The sequence below is a fragment of the Rhodococcus sp. BH4 genome, assembly GCF_002079265.1.
GTDB classification, from domain to species: Bacteria; Actinomycetota; Actinomycetes; order Mycobacteriales; family Mycobacteriaceae; genus Rhodococcus_F; species Rhodococcus_F qingshengii.
Genome location: NZ_CP014941.1, coordinates 3,629,304 through 3,644,808, shown reverse-complemented (window position 1 = coordinate 3,644,808; position 15,505 = coordinate 3,629,304). Strand labels below are relative to the sequence as shown.

General features: G+C 63.0%; 15 protein-coding genes. 4 read left to right on the top strand and 11 right to left on the bottom strand.

Annotated elements, in window-relative coordinates; genetic code table 11:
• Position 1 precedes the first annotated feature (1 nt).
• Complete coding sequence (gene glgX / locus A0W34_RS16685) at positions 2-2,341, bottom strand: glycogen debranching protein GlgX (RefSeq protein WP_003941662.1); 2,340 nt, start codon at positions 2,339-2,341, stop codon at positions 2-4.
• Positions 2,342-2,398: 57 nt separating this feature from the next.
• Positions 2,399-3,691 (bottom strand): adenosylmethionine--8-amino-7-oxononanoate transaminase, encoded by a 1,293-nt coding sequence (locus tag A0W34_RS16680; protein WP_030537108.1) that lies wholly within the window; start codon positions 3,689-3,691, stop codon positions 2,399-2,401.
• Positions 3,692-3,729: 38 nt separating this feature from the next.
• Between A0W34_RS16680 and A0W34_RS16675 the strand changes: the two genes are divergently transcribed.
• The 3 genes from A0W34_RS16675 to A0W34_RS16665 all read left to right on the top strand — a co-directional run bounded on the left by A0W34_RS16675 (position 3,730) and on the right by A0W34_RS16665 (position 7,155).
• Positions 3,730-4,875 carry an 8-amino-7-oxononanoate synthase gene (locus A0W34_RS16675; RefSeq protein WP_081557966.1) on the top strand — a complete coding sequence of 382 codons (1,146 nt, stop codon included), beginning with the start codon at positions 3,730-3,732 and terminating at the stop codon, positions 4,873-4,875.
• Entirely contained in the window at positions 4,872-5,555 is a 684-nt protein-coding gene (gene bioD, locus A0W34_RS16670) for a dethiobiotin synthase (protein ID WP_058226955.1), read from the top strand. The genes A0W34_RS16675 and bioD overlap by 4 nt, the downstream gene beginning before the upstream one ends.
• 187 nt (positions 5,556-5,742) lie before the next feature.
• Positions 5,743-7,155, top strand: coding sequence for a GGDEF domain-containing protein (locus A0W34_RS16665; RefSeq protein ID WP_232329868.1), 1,413 nt, complete (start codon positions 5,743-5,745; stop codon positions 7,153-7,155).
• 61 nt (positions 7,156-7,216) lie between these two features.
• Here the strand turns inward: A0W34_RS16665 and A0W34_RS16660 are convergent, their stop codons facing one another.
• The 7 genes from A0W34_RS16660 to A0W34_RS33655 all read right to left on the bottom strand — a co-directional run bounded on the left by A0W34_RS16660 (position 7,217) and on the right by A0W34_RS33655 (position 14,148).
• Positions 7,217-8,599, bottom strand: coding sequence for a tripartite tricarboxylate transporter permease (locus A0W34_RS16660; RefSeq protein ID WP_003941745.1), 1,383 nt, complete (start codon positions 8,597-8,599; stop codon positions 7,217-7,219).
• Positions 8,596-9,087, bottom strand: a complete 492-nt coding sequence (locus A0W34_RS16655) for a hypothetical protein (RefSeq protein ID WP_003941716.1) — start codon at positions 9,085-9,087, stop codon at positions 8,596-8,598. The genes A0W34_RS16660 and A0W34_RS16655 overlap by 4 nt, the downstream gene beginning before the upstream one ends.
• A gap of 76 nt (positions 9,088-9,163) precedes the next feature.
• Positions 9,164-10,132, bottom strand: a complete 969-nt coding sequence (locus tag A0W34_RS16650; protein ID WP_081557965.1) for a hydroxymethylglutaryl-CoA lyase — start codon at positions 10,130-10,132, stop codon at positions 9,164-9,166.
• Between the two features lie 5 nt (positions 10,133-10,137).
• Entirely contained in the window at positions 10,138-11,430 is a 1,293-nt protein-coding gene (locus tag A0W34_RS16645) for a hydroxymethylglutaryl-CoA reductase, degradative (RefSeq protein WP_050655329.1), read from the bottom strand.
• 106 nt (positions 11,431-11,536) lie between these two features.
• Positions 11,537-13,510 carry a helix-turn-helix domain-containing protein gene (locus tag A0W34_RS16640; RefSeq protein WP_232329867.1) on the bottom strand — a complete coding sequence of 658 codons (1,974 nt, stop codon included), beginning with the start codon at positions 13,508-13,510 and terminating at the stop codon, positions 11,537-11,539.
• Between the two features lie 10 nt (positions 13,511-13,520).
• On the bottom strand, positions 13,521-14,036 hold the full coding sequence (locus A0W34_RS16635; RefSeq protein ID WP_100084659.1) for a tail fiber domain-containing protein: 516 nt from the start codon (positions 14,034-14,036) through the stop codon (positions 13,521-13,523).
• A complete protein-coding gene (locus A0W34_RS33655; RefSeq protein ID WP_003941742.1) occupies positions 14,020-14,148 on the bottom strand; it encodes a hypothetical protein in 129 nt (42 codons plus the stop codon). The genes A0W34_RS16635 and A0W34_RS33655 overlap by 17 nt, the downstream gene beginning before the upstream one ends.
• A 288-nt stretch (positions 14,149-14,436) precedes the next feature.
• On the opposite strand from A0W34_RS33655, the gene A0W34_RS33195 reads away from it, so the two are divergent.
• On the top strand, positions 14,437-14,601 hold the full coding sequence (locus tag A0W34_RS33195) for a hypothetical protein (protein ID WP_003941708.1): 165 nt from the start codon (positions 14,437-14,439) through the stop codon (positions 14,599-14,601).
• A 5-nt stretch (positions 14,602-14,606) separates the two neighbouring features.
• On the opposite strand, the gene A0W34_RS16630 is transcribed toward A0W34_RS33195, so the two are convergent.
• Positions 14,607-14,981 carry a VOC family protein gene (locus A0W34_RS16630; RefSeq protein WP_003941681.1) on the bottom strand — a complete coding sequence of 125 codons (375 nt, stop codon included), beginning with the start codon at positions 14,979-14,981 and terminating at the stop codon, positions 14,607-14,609.
• A gap of 29 nt (positions 14,982-15,010) precedes the next feature.
• Positions 15,011-15,424: a VOC family protein gene (locus A0W34_RS16625; protein ID WP_003941719.1), complete on the bottom strand. Its 414-nt coding sequence runs from the start codon at positions 15,422-15,424 to the stop codon at positions 15,011-15,013.
• Positions 15,425-15,505 lie beyond the last annotated feature (81 nt).

Below are 15,505 nucleotides of genomic sequence, written 5' to 3'. Positions count from 1 at the left end.
CTCAAGCGGTTCTGCGAAGTACCGTCAATGCTCGCGCTTTTACATCCAATGTTGTTCCGGCTTTGATCACGGTATCGCTCTCACCGGTGGGGACCGAGGTGTCGAGTACGACGGTCCACTCCGACGCGTAGTCCGCGTTGGGGGTGGAGAATTCGAGATCTTCGTAGTGGGCGTTGAAGCAGAGAAGGAACGAATCTCCGGTGACGCGCTCGCCACGGTAGTTCGGTTCCGGGATCGCGTCACCGTTGAGAAAGACAGCCAACGACTTGCCGAAACCGCTGTCCCAGTCGGCCGGAGTCATCTCTTCGCCAGACGGCGTGAGCCAGGCGATGTCGCGACTCTGATCGCCGCTTCGAATAGGTCGCCCCTCGAAGAATCGACGACGCCGGAAGACCGGGTTCTTGGCGCGCAAGGCAATTGCGCGCTTGGTGAACTCGACGAGGTCGGCGTTGGTTTCCGCGAGAGTCCAATCCATCCATGACAGTTCCGAATCCTGGCAGTAAACGTTGTTGTTACCCTGCTGAGTTCGGCCCATCTCGTCGCCGTGAGCAAGCATCGGGGTGCCCTGGCTGAGCATCAGTGTAGCCAGTATGTTCCGGCTCTGACGGCCACGCAGTTCGAGGATTTCCGGGTCGTCGGTGGGGCCTTCGACCCCGCAGTTCCAAGATCGGTTGTGCGATTCGCCGTCGTTGTTGTTCTCGCCGTTGGCTTCGTTGTGCTTCTCGTTGTACGAGACGAGGTCGTGGAGGGTGAAACCGTCGTGAGCGATGACGAAGTTGATGCTCGCGCCTGGGCGACGTCCGGTGGCCTCGTAGAGATCAGAGGATCCGGTGAGACGGGAGGCGAACTCCCCCAGCGTTGCCGGCTCACCACGCCAGTAGTCGCGGACGGTGTCGCGGTATTTGCCGTTCCATTCGGTCCACAGGCCGGGGAAGTTGCCGACCTGGTAACCGCCTTCGCCGACGTCCCACGGTTCGGCGATCAGCTTCACCTGACTGACGATCGGATCCTGTTGCACGAGATCGAAGAAGGCCGAAAGGCGGTCCACGTCGTGCAGTTCACGGGCGAGTGTCGAGGCGAGGTCGAAGCGGAAACCGTCGACGTGCATCTCCGTGACCCAGTACCGCAGAGAGTCCATGATCAATTGCAGCGTATGCGGATGACGGGCGTTGAGGCTGTTGCCCGTTCCGGTGTAGTCCATGTAGTGCTCTTCGTCGCCGTCGACCAGGCGGTAGTAGGCGGCATTGTCGATTCCGCGGAAGCTGATGGTCGGCCCCATGTGATTGCCCTCGGCGGTGTGGTTGTAGACCACGTCGAGGATCACTTCGATACCCGCCTGGTGGAAGCTGCGCACCATGGCTTTGAATTCCGCTACGGCCGCATCGGGTTTCGTGGCCGAGGAGTAGTCGGTGTGCGGAGCGAGAAAGCCGAAGGTGTTGTAACCCCAGTAGTTTCGCAGACCTTGGTCGAGAAGCACCTGATCGTGCATGAACTGGTGGACCGGCATCAGTTCGATCGCCGTGACACCCAGATCGGTGAGGTGCTCGATGATCACCGGATGAGCGAGCCCCGCGTACGTGCCGCGCAATTCCTCCGGAACTCCGGGGTGCGTCGCGGTCATACCCTTGACGTGCGCTTCGTAGATGACCGTCTCGTGATACGGACGCTTCGGCGAGTGGTCGGACGCCCAATCGAAGAACGGGTTGATGACGACGGTCGACATCGTATGGCCGAGCGAATCATGTTGGGGGAAAGGGATGGTGGCGGGTTCGTCGACGAGTGGTTCCGGCTCGAAGGGTTCGGGCTCGAGGATCTCGTCCGATTCCTGATCGCCCGTGGGCGAGTCGTCTTCGAGGCCCACCTCGTCCGATTCGGCTTCCGAACTCGTTTCGTCGGTAGCCTCTTGCGGCTCCACGGCGGGAGATTCGTCGTCTCCTGAAGGTTCGGGGTCCGCCGCCGATTCGACGTCGTACGAGAACAGCGAACGGTCTCCGTCGAAGTCTCCGTCGAACGCTTTTCCGTACGGGTCCAGCAGGAGCTTGCTCGGATCGCATCGCAGACCTGCAGCCGGATCGTACGGCCCGTGTACGCGGTAGCCGTATCGCTGGCCGGGGGATACCGACGGAAGGTACGCATGCCAGACGTAACCGTCGACCTCGTCCATCCGAATGCGGGTTTCGGTTCCGTCCTTGGCGATCAGGCACAGCTCGACGGCCTCGGCGACCTCGGAGAAGAGCGAGAAATTGGTCCCCGCGCCGTCGTAGGTGGCACCGAGTGGGTACGCACTGCCAGGCCATACCGGGATGGGAGTGGCTGAGGTCTCGCTCGGCGGTTGATCCATGAATCAGACCCTATCGGGTGCAGCCGATCGAATCTCGTCGACTGTCTACGGTGCCGATCACCGTTTCGCCTGGCTGCGGGCGGTTGCAAGCATTCCGGCTGTGATCTGTTCCACCTCTGCCTCCGAACACAGGTACGGAGGCATCGCGTATACGAGGTTGCGGAACGGCCGGAGCCAGACGCCGGCGTCGACGGCTGCATCGGTCGCGCTCTGCATGTCGACCGGCTGTTCGAGTTCGATCACTCCGATTCCGCCTTTGACGCGGACGTCGACGACCCCGGGAATTGTGACGGCTTCGGCGAGGCCTCGAGCGAGGCCACGTTCGAGGGTTGCGACGTCACGCCGCCAGTCCATTGCAAGCAGAAGTTCGGTCGACGCCACCGCGACGGCGCACGCGAGTGGATTGCCCATGAAGGTAGGGCCGTGCATCAGCCCGCCGCCCTCACCGGCAGTGATGGTCTCCGCGATCTCCGTGGTGCACAGCGTTGCCGCCAGACTCATGTACCCGCCGGTCAGTGCCTTGCCGACGCACATGACGTCGGGACTGACGCCGGCGTGATCGGCGGCGAACAATTCTCCGGTGCGTCCGAATCCGGTCGCGATCTCGTCGAAGACCAGGAGGACTTGGTACTTGTCGCAGAGGTTACGCAGGTCGATCAGGTACGCGGGATCGTGGAAACGCATTCCGCCGGCGCCTTGAACCACCGGTTCCACGATCACCGCTGCGAGGTCCTCGTGATGCTCGGCCAAGAGCGATTCCAACTCCTGCACGTATTCGGGGAGATAGCCCGCCGGGGGAGCCTGCGCGAAGACCTGAGGGCGCAGGACGTCGGTCCAGAGGGAATGCATGCCGCCGTCGGGATCGCAGACGCTCATGGGGGTGAAGGTGTCACCGTGGTATCCGCCGCGCCAGGTCATCAAACGATTCTTCGACGGCTTTCCGAGGCTTCGCCAGTACTGCAGGCACATCTTCACTGCGACTTCGACGGCCACCGAACCGGAGTCGGAGAGGAACACCTTGTCGAGGTGAGGTGGTGTGATGTCGACGAGCAGTCGCCCGAGGCGAGCGGCGGGTTCGTGCGTCAGTCCGCCGAACATGACATGGCTCATCTTGCCGAGCTGCCGTGCGGCGGCGGTGTCGAGCACGGGATTGCGGTAGCCGTGAATGGCGGCCCACCACGAGCTCATCCCGTCGACCAATCGGCGGCCGTCGGAGAGCGTCAGGGTAGCCCCCTGCGCAGAGTCGACGATCAGCGGACGAGTCGACGCGGGAAACGATCCGTACGGATGCCAGAGGACATCGGCATCGATGGCGGAGACGTCATGGGGATCAAGTCCGGTTGTGAGCACGGATGCACCCTAACCATTGAGTTGAACGGTGTTCAAGTATGGTCGGAAAAGTGAACACCTCGCTGAATTGGCTGACGGCCGTCGAAGCGGACCGCAGGGCCGCCGGACTGCGTCGCGAACTCCGTCCTCGCACGGTCGACTCCCCGTTGATCGACCTGGCGTCGAACGATTACCTCGGACTCGTGCGGCACCCCGATGTGATCGAGGGTGCCACGGCGGCTCTGCGCCGTTGGGGCGCGGGCGCCACGGGCTCGCGTCTGGTCACCGGCACCACCACCGAACACGAACTGCTCGAAGTCGAACTGGCCGAGTTCGTCGGGGCGGACTCCGGACTTGTCTTCTCCTCCGGTTACACAGCCAATCTCGGCGCGGTGACGGCGCTCTCGGGTCCAGGGGCGTTGATCGTCTCCGATGCGGGATCGCATGCCTCGCTGGTGGATGCCTGCCGCCTGTCACGTGCTCGGGTCGCCGTGGCTCCGCATTCGGACGTGGGCTTTCTCGCCGACACGTTGCGCAGCAGAGTGGAAGAGCGAGCGCTGGTCGTCACCGATTCGGTCTTCAGTGCCGACGGAGGCCTCGCGCCACTGCGGCAGATGCATCAGGTGTGCCGCGAGTACGGGGCGATCCTGTTGGTCGACGAGGCGCATGGCATCGGTGTGCGCGGTGCCGCTGGACGTGGACTCGTCCACGAGTCGGGCCTGGCCGGTGAACCCGACGTCGTCGTGACTGCAACACTGTCCAAGTCGCTCGCCAGCCAGGGCGGAGTTGTGCTCGGTGACAACAAGATCCGCGCGCATCTCATCGACGCGGCAAGAACGTTCATCTTCGACACCGGGCTCGCACCGGCCGCCGTAGGCGCGGCCAGGGCTGCACTCGCCGTACTCCAGCGTGAGCCGACGCGAGCGCTCGACGTCCTGGCCCGGGCATCCGAGCTGGCGGACGTCACCGGTGCTCCGTCGCCTGAATCTGCTGTCGTCTCAGTCGTTCTCGGTGATCCGCAGCGGGCGTTCGATGCCGCGTCGGCGTGCCGGGATCAGGGGTTGCATGTCGGTTGCTTCCGCCCGCCGTCGGTTCCGGAAGGAACGTCACGGCTGCGTCTGACCGCACGAGCGACGCTGTCCGCATCCGAGATGGAGCAGATCGCTCTCGTACTGCGCGAAGTATTGGCCGGAGCCCGAGCATGAGCATTTTCCTGGTGACCGGAACGTCGACCGACGTCGGAAAAACAGTGGTGACAGCCGCATTGGCATCGGTGGCCTTGCAGTCGGGCAAGTCGGTTGCAGTGCTCAAACCGGCCCAGACCGGCGTCGACGTGGACGGTGCGGGTGATCTGGCCGAGATCGAGCGTCTGACCGGCGGCGGCGTGACGCTGGTCGAGTTGGCGCGGTACCCCGAACCTTTGGCGCCGGATACTGCTGCACGTCGAAGTGGTCTCCCGTTGTTGGCGCTCGACGACGTGGTTCGGGTCGCCTCCGACCTTGACACCACCCACGACCTGACCCTGATCGAAGGCGCCGGCGGCTTGCTGGTCCGCTTGGGCGTCGACGGGTTCACCGCTCGCGATCTTGCCGCGGCTCTGGCAGCGCCAGTGGTGTTGGTGGTTGCGTCCGGCCTGGGCACGCTCAATCACACCGCACTGACCGTGGAAGCCCTACGTGCATACGGCGTGGACTGCGCCGGATTGGTGATCGGTTCGTGGCCGCAGGAACCGGACCTCGCCGAGAGATGCAATCGCGAGGATCTGGTCTCGGTCAGCGGTGTTCCCCTTCTCGGGGTAATGCCTGCCGGAAGTGGAGGCGCGAGTGTCCGAGAGTTTGCTCGCACCGCTTCGATCACGCTCGGTGAACTTCATTTGACCAACTGACGACGTAACATCCGATTTGTCCTCATCGATAGCCAAAGCACAGTGGGGCGCCTTGGGTTTCGACGTCCCTCGCGTACGATTCCGGTCGGTATATTTCGACGGGTGTCTTGCGGCGACCCTGCATCCGGGGCGCCTTGGTCACCGATAGTGGTTGTCGAATTGTGAGTAGGTCAGTCGAATGTAGGTGGTGAGCACGGTCGAAAAGTCGTTGTCGTCATCGGCCGTACGTCGCGCACTGCTTATCGGCGTAGTCGTCTTCGTCTCGTGCCTGGTCGGAATTCTGAGCCGTCTGCCGGGCACGCTTGCAGTCTTCTGGCCGGCCAACGCGCTGCTACTCGGGATCCTCTTTCGGTCGCCGCGTTCCGCCACATTGCTCACCTGGATCTGCGTCGTAGTCGGTTATGTCGGAGCCGACCTGATCACCGGTGGGGCATGGGAGTCCACGGTGTGGCTCAACGCGGCCAACATCGTCGGGGTTGCGAGCGGCTTCTACGCCTTTCGCTGGGTCGACAGTGAGGACCGTCGACTGACCAGTATTCAGTCCGTCGGCTATCTCGTGTCGATGACTGTCGCCGCCGCGTCGATGGCGGCGCTCGTGGGCGGTATCGCGAACCGCGTGCTGTTCGGCGGGCAGTGGTGGGACGGCTGGTTGCTCTGGTTCTCGAGTGAGTTCGTCAACTACATGACCATCGTCCCCTTGGTGCTGACATTCCCTTCGCTTCGACGAGTGGATCGGGAACCGAAAGCTGTTGCCACGCTTCTGCGTCGATCAGTCGTTCCGACGGCGCTGCTGGCCGTCTGCATCATCTTGGAGTGGGTGATAGGCGGTGCCGGAGCGATCGCGTTTGCCATGCCGGCGCTGGTGACTGCAGCCTTGCTCACCAATGTATTTGTCACGTCGGTGCTCACAGCTGTGTCAACTGCCTGGACGTTGGTACTGACGGCCGACGGCCATCTCGGATTGTCCAGCGAGGGCGTCTCGCCGGTCAGCGCGTCGGTCCAGATCGGATTGTCGCTGCTGGCGGTAGCGCCGATCGCGGTGGCCTGCGTGATCCTCGAGCGTCGCCGCGCGCTCGAGGCACTCACCCAGGCCGTCACCCACGACGATCTGACCGGTGCGTTGCGCCGGGACGAATTCTTGCGGCGAGGCGGCAGCGTGACGGGTGCGACCGATCCGCGTCGCCACTCTGGACGTCCGGTCAGCGTCCTGATGATGGATCTGGATCACTTCAAGATGGTGAACGACAACCTCGGTCATCGTGCCGGCGATACAGCGTTGGTGAGTTTTGCCGATCAGGTGCGGCGGCACCTCGATGACAAGCATCTCTTCGCCCGATTGGGCGGCGAGGAGTTCGTCGTACTGATGGCCGGTGTCGATCTCGAGGGTGCGACCGAAACAGCCGAGATGATTCGACGCGCGCAAGCGGAGAATTCGTCGGCAGTATTGGGTGACTTCGGGCCGACGGTCAGCATCGGTGTCGCGTGTTCACCCCACGGCGACGCAGACCTGACGCAATTGGTCGATTGCGCTGACGAGGCGTTGTATCGAGCGAAGAAGTTGGACCGCAATCGAACCGTGGCGCTCACGGTCGGAAGCTGAAGAAATACGTGCGGACCCGCAGTTTGTTGCGGGTCCGCACGTGGTGGTGGAGTCGACCGATTCAGAACAGATTGATCAGGGCAGGAACACTGAACAGCGCTACGTAGTAACCCATGAACAGAACTCCGCCGTGAATCTTGAACAGGCGCCCGAGAAGACCACCGACCAGGCCGACCGTCACGGTGATCAGAAGCCCGAGGATGCCGCCCTCCCAGATGCTGATGACCACGACCAGTCCCGTGAACACCGCGATCACAGCTTCGTGACTGATGTGCTTGACCACCGCTGACGCAGCGCGGTACGCGTAGTTCATGGCAAACGGGTATGCGATGACCGTCGCCGTGACCACAGCGAGCAGGCCGTAGAGCAGGAACTCCCACTGCGTCAGGTACGTGGAGAGATTGTTGATCACTCCGGTTTCCTGATTGGTCTCGAACACCGGTGGAGCGTTGAACAGAGGGGCTGCGGGGCCTGCCGCGAGCGGGCTGAGCGGAAGGCCGAAAGCGACGAGTGGGATGAGGGTTTCCGCGATGTAGGTGGATTCCGTCGTACCGTTCTTCGCCGAGACCATTGTGGTCAGTCGGTGATAGCCGTTCTTGATCCGCGCACCTACCAGTTCACCCATCAGAACAGTCATGGCGACCGGGCTGAAGACGAAGGTTGCGCTCGACACCGTGGAAGCGGCGGCGGTGTAACCGATCTGCTTGCGATCGAGGACCTTCAGAGGATTGGGGAAGTATCCCTTCCATCCTTTGATGTCCGGGGCCAATGCAACGGTTTTGGGTTCACTGCGTTCCATGTCCTTACGGCTAGACGGGCCCAAGGTCAGTGCGAGGTCCGCGATCAGCGGCCCGACTGCGATCGCAAGGAAGTAGCTGATGTTCAGCGACACATCGTAATTCGACGTCAACGCGCGGGCGCCGAGGATCAAGATGACGAAGGGAACGAGGGCGACAACCCCGGCCCAGCGGCCTGGTGAGGCGTAGGCGATGCCGATGGCGGCGACCAGGAACAGCCACGGTGCTATCGACTGAACGGTGTCCGCGAACGGCGCGAGGATGGTCGCGAACAAAACGGCAACCGGCACAGCGACGAACGCCGAGATCACTGCTCCCGAGATCGCCTTGCGGAGTGCGATGTGCGGGATGCCGAGTGAGCGCATCATCTGCGCTTCCGGCAAGAGTGGAATCGCCATCGTGTCGCCGGGAATGCCCAGCAGCATCGTCGGCACCGCGTGCGTCATGTGTTTGGCGATCGCACCGGAGAGGAAGAACGTGAAGACCGCCGCCGGGGGAGCGCCGAGCAGAATCACGAGCAGAGTCAGCGGTGCGATCGTGGCGGTCTCGTCCGTGCCGGAGATCAATCCGATGAACGTGAATGCGACCGCGCCGATGATGCCGAAGAGAACGGCAATCAGAATTTCGTTGGTCAGAACCGAACTCATGCGCGCCCACCGTCCTTCGGTGTGTTCGAGACCCGTGCGTGCTCGGCCTCGGCAGCGGCGAAGTGGTCGTACAGACCCAGCTCGCGAAGTTCCTGTCGGCTCTGCTCCGGAATGTCGGCGAGAGTGCCCAGACCCTGGCGCTGTTCACTCATCGTCGTGATGACACCGTCGATCGACTCCGCGTCGGCGGCGGCCAAGGCGACTATCCGCTTCGGCTTGATGAAGATTCCGCAGACCACGCCGGCGAGCAGGCAGGCCGCGATGCCGACCAGAAGGCTGTAAGCCTGGGCCAACGACGGTTCGCTGACGACCCGTTCGAACAGTGCCTGGGCCGCGAGAAGGGCCGAGGCGCCGACGACACTGCCGACTGCAACGGAGATCGCGAGGTGTCGACCGTTGACGGTGTCGCCCCAGACTTCGAGGTATGTCTGCTGCTCGGTCGGCTCGGTTGTGGTGGTCGGCGTCGTTGCCGGCTGCGGTGGTGACATCAGTCTTCTCCAGTGTCATGCATGGCGGGGTCGTACAGGGAGGGGCTTGCGAGATGAGGGGCTTGCGTTGCGGGTGTCAGGTGCGTGCTGCGCGGAGGGCGGTGACAACTCGGGACGGGCTCGAGTGGCCGATCTGTTCGGCCATCCAGATGCTTGTATCGGTGAGCGAATCCAGGTCGATGCCGGTGTCGATCCCGAGGCCGTGGAGCATCCACACCAGATCCTCGGTGGCGAGATTTCCGGTCGCGCCCTTGGCATACGGGCACCGTCCGAGACCACCTGCGGAACTGTCGAATTCGGATACCCCAGCGGTCAACGACGCATAGACGTTCGACAGCGCCTGGCCGTAGGTGTCGTGAAAGTGCATGGCGATCTGCGATGTGGGGATGCCACGTTCTCGGAGGGCGCCGAGCAAAGCGAGCACATGGCCAGGTGTGCCGACGCCGATGGTGTCGCCGAGTGAGAGTGACGTGACACCGCTGTCGATCAGGGTCTTTGCGATGTCGGCGACACGCTCGACGGGCACGGAGCCTTCCCAGGGGTCGCCGAAGCACATGGAGATGTAGCCGCGGACGGGAAGTCCCAGGGCTCGGGCGGCCGTAGTGACCTCGGCAGCCGCGGCGATCGCGCCGTCCACCGTGGAATTGAGGTTGCGTTTCGCGAATTCCTTTGTGGCGCTGACGAATACTGCAACCTCGCTCGCTCCGGCGGCGACGGCCCGCTCGAGACCCTTGCGGTTCGGGACAAGAACGACCGTACGTACCGAGTCCGGCAGGTGCAGCCGACCCATCAATTCTTCCGCGTCCGCAAGTTGCGGGATCCATCGAGGTGAGACGAAACTCGTCAATTCGACAGTGCGGGAGCCGGCCGCGACCAGGCGTTCGATGAACTGGGCTTTCGTCTCGGTCGGGATCACCGCTGTTTCCGCTTGAAGTCCGTCGCGTGGCCCGACTTCGTAGATCCGGACCGAGGTCGGCAGTCCCGGCGCCGGCACTCGATGAGGCGCCGGCTTCCACACCGGTGATCCTGCAACTGTTTCGGTCATTGTCGTCAGTTTCCGCCGCGGATCTCGGCGAGAACCTTCTCGGCATGCTCGACGCGAATGCTCTTGTCCGCGATCAGGCGTGCCACCACGGCGTCGATCTCGCTCTTCTGCGCTCCGGCGGTGGCAGCGATGTTGCGGGCGTGCAGCCCCATGTGTCCGCGCTGGACACCCTCACTGGCCAGAACGCGGACCGCAGCCAGGTTCTGCGCCAGGCCGACTGCCAGAATGATGCCGGCGAGTTCCTCGGCGCTCTCGACGCCGAGCATCTTGATTGCGGCCTGCGCTACCGGGTGCACCTTGGTGGCGCCGCCGACGAGGCCGACCGGCATGGGTAGCTCGAGGGTGCCGACGATGTTGCCGTCGGCATTCTTCTCGAAATGCGAGAGTGAGGAGTAGATTCCGTCGGCGTTGACTGCATGGGAATGGCACCCGGCTTCGACTGCGCGCGTGTCGTTTCCGGTTGCCAACACCACGGCGCTGATGCCGTTCATGATGCCCTTGTTGTGTGTCGCGGCGCGGTAGGGATCCAGCTCTGCCAAGCGTGCGGCATGGATCAGGTTGTCCACAACCTCTGCGCCGCCGATCAATTCGGCGTCGAACACGGCACGAACGCGCGTCAGCCGCAGATCGGCCTTGTTGGTGAGGATGCGCAGGACGACGTGTCCGCCGCCGATCTCGGCTACTCGATCCGCGATTGCTTCTGCCATCGTGTTGACTGCGTTGGCGCCCATCGCATCTCGTACGTCGACATGAAGGTGGAGGACGACGTAGGCGGCCTTGTCCGAGGACACGATGCGAACCGAAATGTCCTTCACGCCACCCCCGACGCTGACCAGCTTCGGGTCCTGCTCGTTGGCGAGTGCAATGATTTCTTCACGTGCCTCGAGGAGTCGGATGCGGGCAGCTGCCGGATCCACGACGTCGACGAGTTGAATCTGGGCTTGCATGATCGGCTGCGTGCTCGAGACGTGAAAGCCCCCGAGTCCGCGTGCGATGCGAGCAGCGTTACTCGCGGCGGCGACCACCGACGGCTCCTCGGTGGCGAGGGGGATCAGGTAGTCCGTGCCGTTGATCGTGAAGTTGGTGGCCACGCCGACCGGGATGCCGATGACGCCGAGGACGTTCTCGACCATGCGATCGGCCTGGTCGATGGTGAGGCCGTCGGCAGCGTCGTAGACCGCGATGTCTGCTTCGGTCAGGTCGGTCTGGCGAACGATCTCGGCGCGCCGTGCGGCGACGTCGTAGGACCGGAAATCGGCGATGCGGCTGTTGGTTGATCGGCTGCTGGTTGATGACACGGGGGGTCGTCCTCCTGAAGTGGTTCTGTGCTCCGCTTCACAGTAGGGAGGTCGATGCTTGCCAGGCCACGTGCTCACGACACATCGATCGGTCGAAATTGTAGTGTCATGCACCATCGCCGCTGTCGTTGATGTCGCTTCCGGCCTCTTCGGTTCCCACGTCCCGAAGTTCGTCGAGCCTCGTCGCCATGGACACCCGGAAGAAGTTCTCGTCTTCGCGCCACGATTGACCGAGGAGCGTACGGATGCGGTCGAGACGCTGAACGACGGTGTTGGGGTGATAGTTGAGTGCGCGGGCAGCCTTGGTCGGGCTTCCGTCGTTGCGTACCAGGGCACGAAGGGTCGCGGTGAGATCGGTGTCCTTGTCGCGGTCGTACGCGAGTACCGGGCCGATTACTTCGTCGATGAACTGATGAAGTGATTCCGGATTTTCGCCGAACAGAACGGTGTACGGCAGATACGACGCCGTCGTGACCGCGCCTTCGGTCTTGCCCAATGCCGTGAGTAGGCGGGCCGTGCGCAGCGCAGAGGTGAAGCGCGCCGGGAGCTCTTCGGGGCGTTCCGCCGTCGTCGGCGCAATAACTACTGCGTGGGGTCCTACCGAACCGGTGATCTGACGGTGAATGACCGTCGCCGCGGCTGCCGGGTTTCCCGAGCGCGAGACCACCGCGATCAATCCGGCATGCTGCGCCGCCAATGCCGCTACCGGCAGTGACTGCCCGATTGCGCGGAGCGCGGCGGTGCGGAGTTCCGGAGCGACCGACACCACGAGGACGGTGTCCAGTTCGCCGAGGGAGATGCCGAGGTTTCGGGTCCTACGTTCGAGATCGCGCCTGCGCTCGGGCGCAGTGCTCAGCAAGTCGGCGACCAGTTCGTCACGTGCACGCCGGTCCGCTGCTGCCGCCGCCGAGTGTTGCAACACGAGGATGGCAGTGACCTGAGCTGCCCGTTCCACGGTCCGGAGTTCGACGGGGCCGATCGGCGCGTCCGAACGATTCAGCAAGATGGCCCCGAGGAACGATTCTCCGGCGGTGACGGCGCTGACGAGTTGGATCACGGTCTCACTGTCATCGGCGACAAACGTGCATCGGCCGCTTCGGCGACTCTGGTCGATGGCCTCGGACACGGCGGGAGGAAGAGACATCGGCACCGTCGTGATCTGCTCGCCAGAGGATTTCACGAGAGGGCGTAGCTCACTGTCGACGACGACGGTGCTGCGCTCGAGAGAGCTGCTGAGAGTTCGTGCAACCTGGGCGTATCCGCCGCCGCGGAGAACGGCGTGGATCAGATCCTGGTGGACGACGTTCGATTTGTCCCGCGCGGACACGTGCTCGCGCAGCTCGTCGAGTGCTCTCCCGGTCTCGGCAGCGGATTCCTCGGCGCGGTCGAGTGCCCGCGCGGTTTGCAGGACCACCGAGGCGTGATCAGCCAGCGCCGAGAGCAGGGCGATCTGATCTGCGGTAAAACGCCGTTCCCGACGGTCGGCGGCAAACAGGACTCCGAGGATCTGGCCGTCGGAGAGCATCGGCACGCCGAGAATCGCCACCAGACCCTCGGCGACGATCGCGGCATCGACCACTTCGTCATGGCGCGACTGCGTGTAGTCGCTGTAGTTCTGAACCCATTGGGCTGCTCGAGATTCGGCAATCGCGCTGACCAGTCCCGCGCCGGCAGGAACTTGCAGATGCTGGAGTTCCGGCGAGACCGCGCCGGCCGTCTTTCGAACATTCAGGTCACGAGTGATCACGTCGAACTCGGACAGGTACGTGACGTCGGTGCCCATGATGTCGTGTGCGCGGTTGACCAGCCTCTGCAGCAGTGTGTCCACGTCGCGAACCTGCGCGAGCTCACGCGCACTCGAATACAGAACCGCCAATTCGTTCTCGCGACGGCGAAGTCGCCGAAATTCCGACCGACTGGCCCGGATGCGGGCCGCGGTCTCCGCGACCTCCGTTGCGCCAACGCCGAATTCGGCAAGTACCTGTTCGACATGTTCGTCGCCGACTGCATCGGACGTCACGTCGAACAGCGCGGCAATCACGTTGGGCGCTGAGTCGGAGTCTGAATCAGGGGCGGTCACACCGAACAAACTACAGACCGGTGGATCCACCGAATTCGTCGAGCGGTGTGGATATGTGATTGTTGTTTGTTTCCAATGCATTCCGAGTCGTGCTCGTGTCTCCCGTTTCCCGTCTCAGTCTGTTCACGTCCTTCTCGAGCGCGCTGACTTCTGTCTCGAGGGCACTGATTTTGCGGTTCAACGCTTGGATGCTCGCCATGCAGACGCCGTTCGCGTCGACGGCGGAGATCCGGCGGGCGTTGGATCCCAAGCCGAAAATCGCCGCAAAGTCTTGCGCCATCGGACCCAGGTGACGGACCGACTTGTGGTCGAATCCGTAACTCCACGTACTTATTCGGAGTGCCGTCAACCGGTCGAGCACGTCCTGCGCGCTCGTCGGAACATCTACGCCGGTATGCACGCCACGTCGATGCGCGGCCCGTGCGAACACCCACTGCGCGGGGTGTCGCATCGCGGCGTTCACCCGAATACCGACCCGAGTGCCCAAAAATTCAGTGCCCTCGCCCTCGTCAGGCGGTGAGTTCACGTCGTGCGGTTTTGACGGTCTTGTCGCTCAGCAGAATTCCCGCTCCTGCGCCGAGCAGTCCGAGGCCGATTCCGACAGCGGCGCTGCCGAGGCCCAAAGCAATTCCCAACATGATTCCTCCAAAAATTGTGCGGTGAATTGAGGGGCCAGGTGTCCGACGAAAGTGCTGCCGACCTGCTCCGCGCTCATCTTTCACATTGCTCCGCCGTGCGGGCGATGACAACCCGTCTGGACCGAATTTCTCGTGGAAAACACAGGCGTGCAACACTGGGTGAAGAACTGCTGAGTCATCGGCGTCTTGTCGGCGCCGTACGGGCGGCAGTAATTGAGTAGCCATCGACCGATCTCTAACGCAGGTTTATCTGCGCGCGGCAACGATGACCAGGCAAAAGGGTGGCATGTGAACGAATCGAGCAGTGGCTTGTTTTCCGACCTCAGCGCGTCGGAGCCCGTTGTCGACGCAAAAAGCGCCGAGCAACTGGCTGCCGAGCGTGAAACTGCGGCAGCAGAACGCTCCAACACCGACACCGCTGAACAGCGGCAGTCGCAGCTGTTCAGCGGTTAAGCGCGTCAGGACTCCTTGATCACCGACAGAACATTGCCGGCGGGATCGGTGAACCAGGCGATGTCGGGGCCGTTGCCACGCATGATGCCTCGCGCATCCTGGGGGAATCCGTCGTATTTGAGAAATTCCACGCCACGTGCGGTCAGTTGGTCGACGGTTGTGTCGATGTCGTCGACGACGAAGTTGAGAATCGTGTAGGTCGCCGCTTCGTGATTCGGCTTCGGATAAACGAGGATCTCGGTTCCGCCGGCAATATGTAGGCGAATCAGTCCCATGTCTTCGTCGGTTACCTTCAACCCGAGTGTTTCGCCGTAGAACTTCTTTGCAGAGTCGATGTCTGTCACCGAAAATCCGCTGAATGCTTTCGTGTCTGTAAGCATGACTATCTCCGTTCCCAGCGGTTGCCGGACTAGGTGGTTTGGGAATCCGTCATCCCGGATTCCATCTCGGCCCTGGCTTCCTCGCTGAACTCGATGATCTGAACGTAGTTTCCGTCGGGGTCGATCGCGGTGGCGAACAAACTGCCCCCGCGGTCTTCGAGTGGAGCGTGCCAGTTTCCGCCGAGTGCATCGATGCGCTGCGCGATCGACCGGGCGTCGTCGGTCTCGACGTTGAGGAACATGCGACCCGGCTGGGGGTTGGTCTCGCCGACGTCGTCGCGTCTGTCGAGCATCACGTAGAAACCGTTGAAGTCGAGCACGTCGTAGCCGGGTTCGCCGGGAGTCCGGTCGACCTTCGGGGCGAACGCCTCGGCGTACCAGTCGCGCAAGCGTTCGGGGTCGGTGCTCGAGAGCAAAATGCTGCTGATGCTGGATCCGGACATGGGTCCTCCTGCTGTCGGTCGTTACTGTCGTCGGCAATCGAGGCTCTGGCCACATCACCTCCCAGATACAGACTTCCCGCA

Excerpts from the sequence above, each read along its gene's own strand:
- glgX (WP_003941662.1), bottom strand. The coding sequence starts at position 2,341 with ATGGATCAACCGCCGAGCGAGACCTCAGCCACTCCCATCCCGGTATGG.
- A0W34_RS16675 (WP_081557966.1), top strand. The coding sequence starts at position 3,730 with ATGGTCGGAAAAGTGAACACCTCGCTGAATTGGCTGACGGCCGTCGAA.
- bioD (WP_058226955.1), top strand. The coding sequence starts at position 4,872 with ATGAGCATTTTCCTGGTGACCGGAACGTCGACCGACGTCGGAAAAACA.
- A0W34_RS16660 (WP_003941745.1), bottom strand. The coding sequence starts at position 8,599 with ATGAGTTCGGTTCTGACCAACGAAATTCTGATTGCCGTTCTCTTCGGC.
- A0W34_RS16655 (WP_003941716.1), bottom strand. The coding sequence starts at position 9,087 with ATGTCACCACCGCAGCCGGCAACGACGCCGACCACCACAACCGAGCCG.
- A0W34_RS16650 (WP_081557965.1), bottom strand. The coding sequence starts at position 10,132 with ATGACCGAAACAGTTGCAGGATCACCGGTGTGGAAGCCGGCGCCTCAT.
- A0W34_RS33655 (WP_003941742.1), bottom strand. The coding sequence starts at position 14,148 with ATGTTGGGAATTGCTTTGGGCCTCGGCAGCGCCGCTGTCGGAATCGGC.
- A0W34_RS16630 (WP_003941681.1), bottom strand. The coding sequence starts at position 14,981 with ATGCTTACAGACACGAAAGCATTCAGCGGATTTTCGGTGACAGACATC.
- A0W34_RS16625 (WP_003941719.1), bottom strand. The coding sequence starts at position 15,424 with ATGTCCGGATCCAGCATCAGCAGCATTTTGCTCTCGAGCACCGACCCC.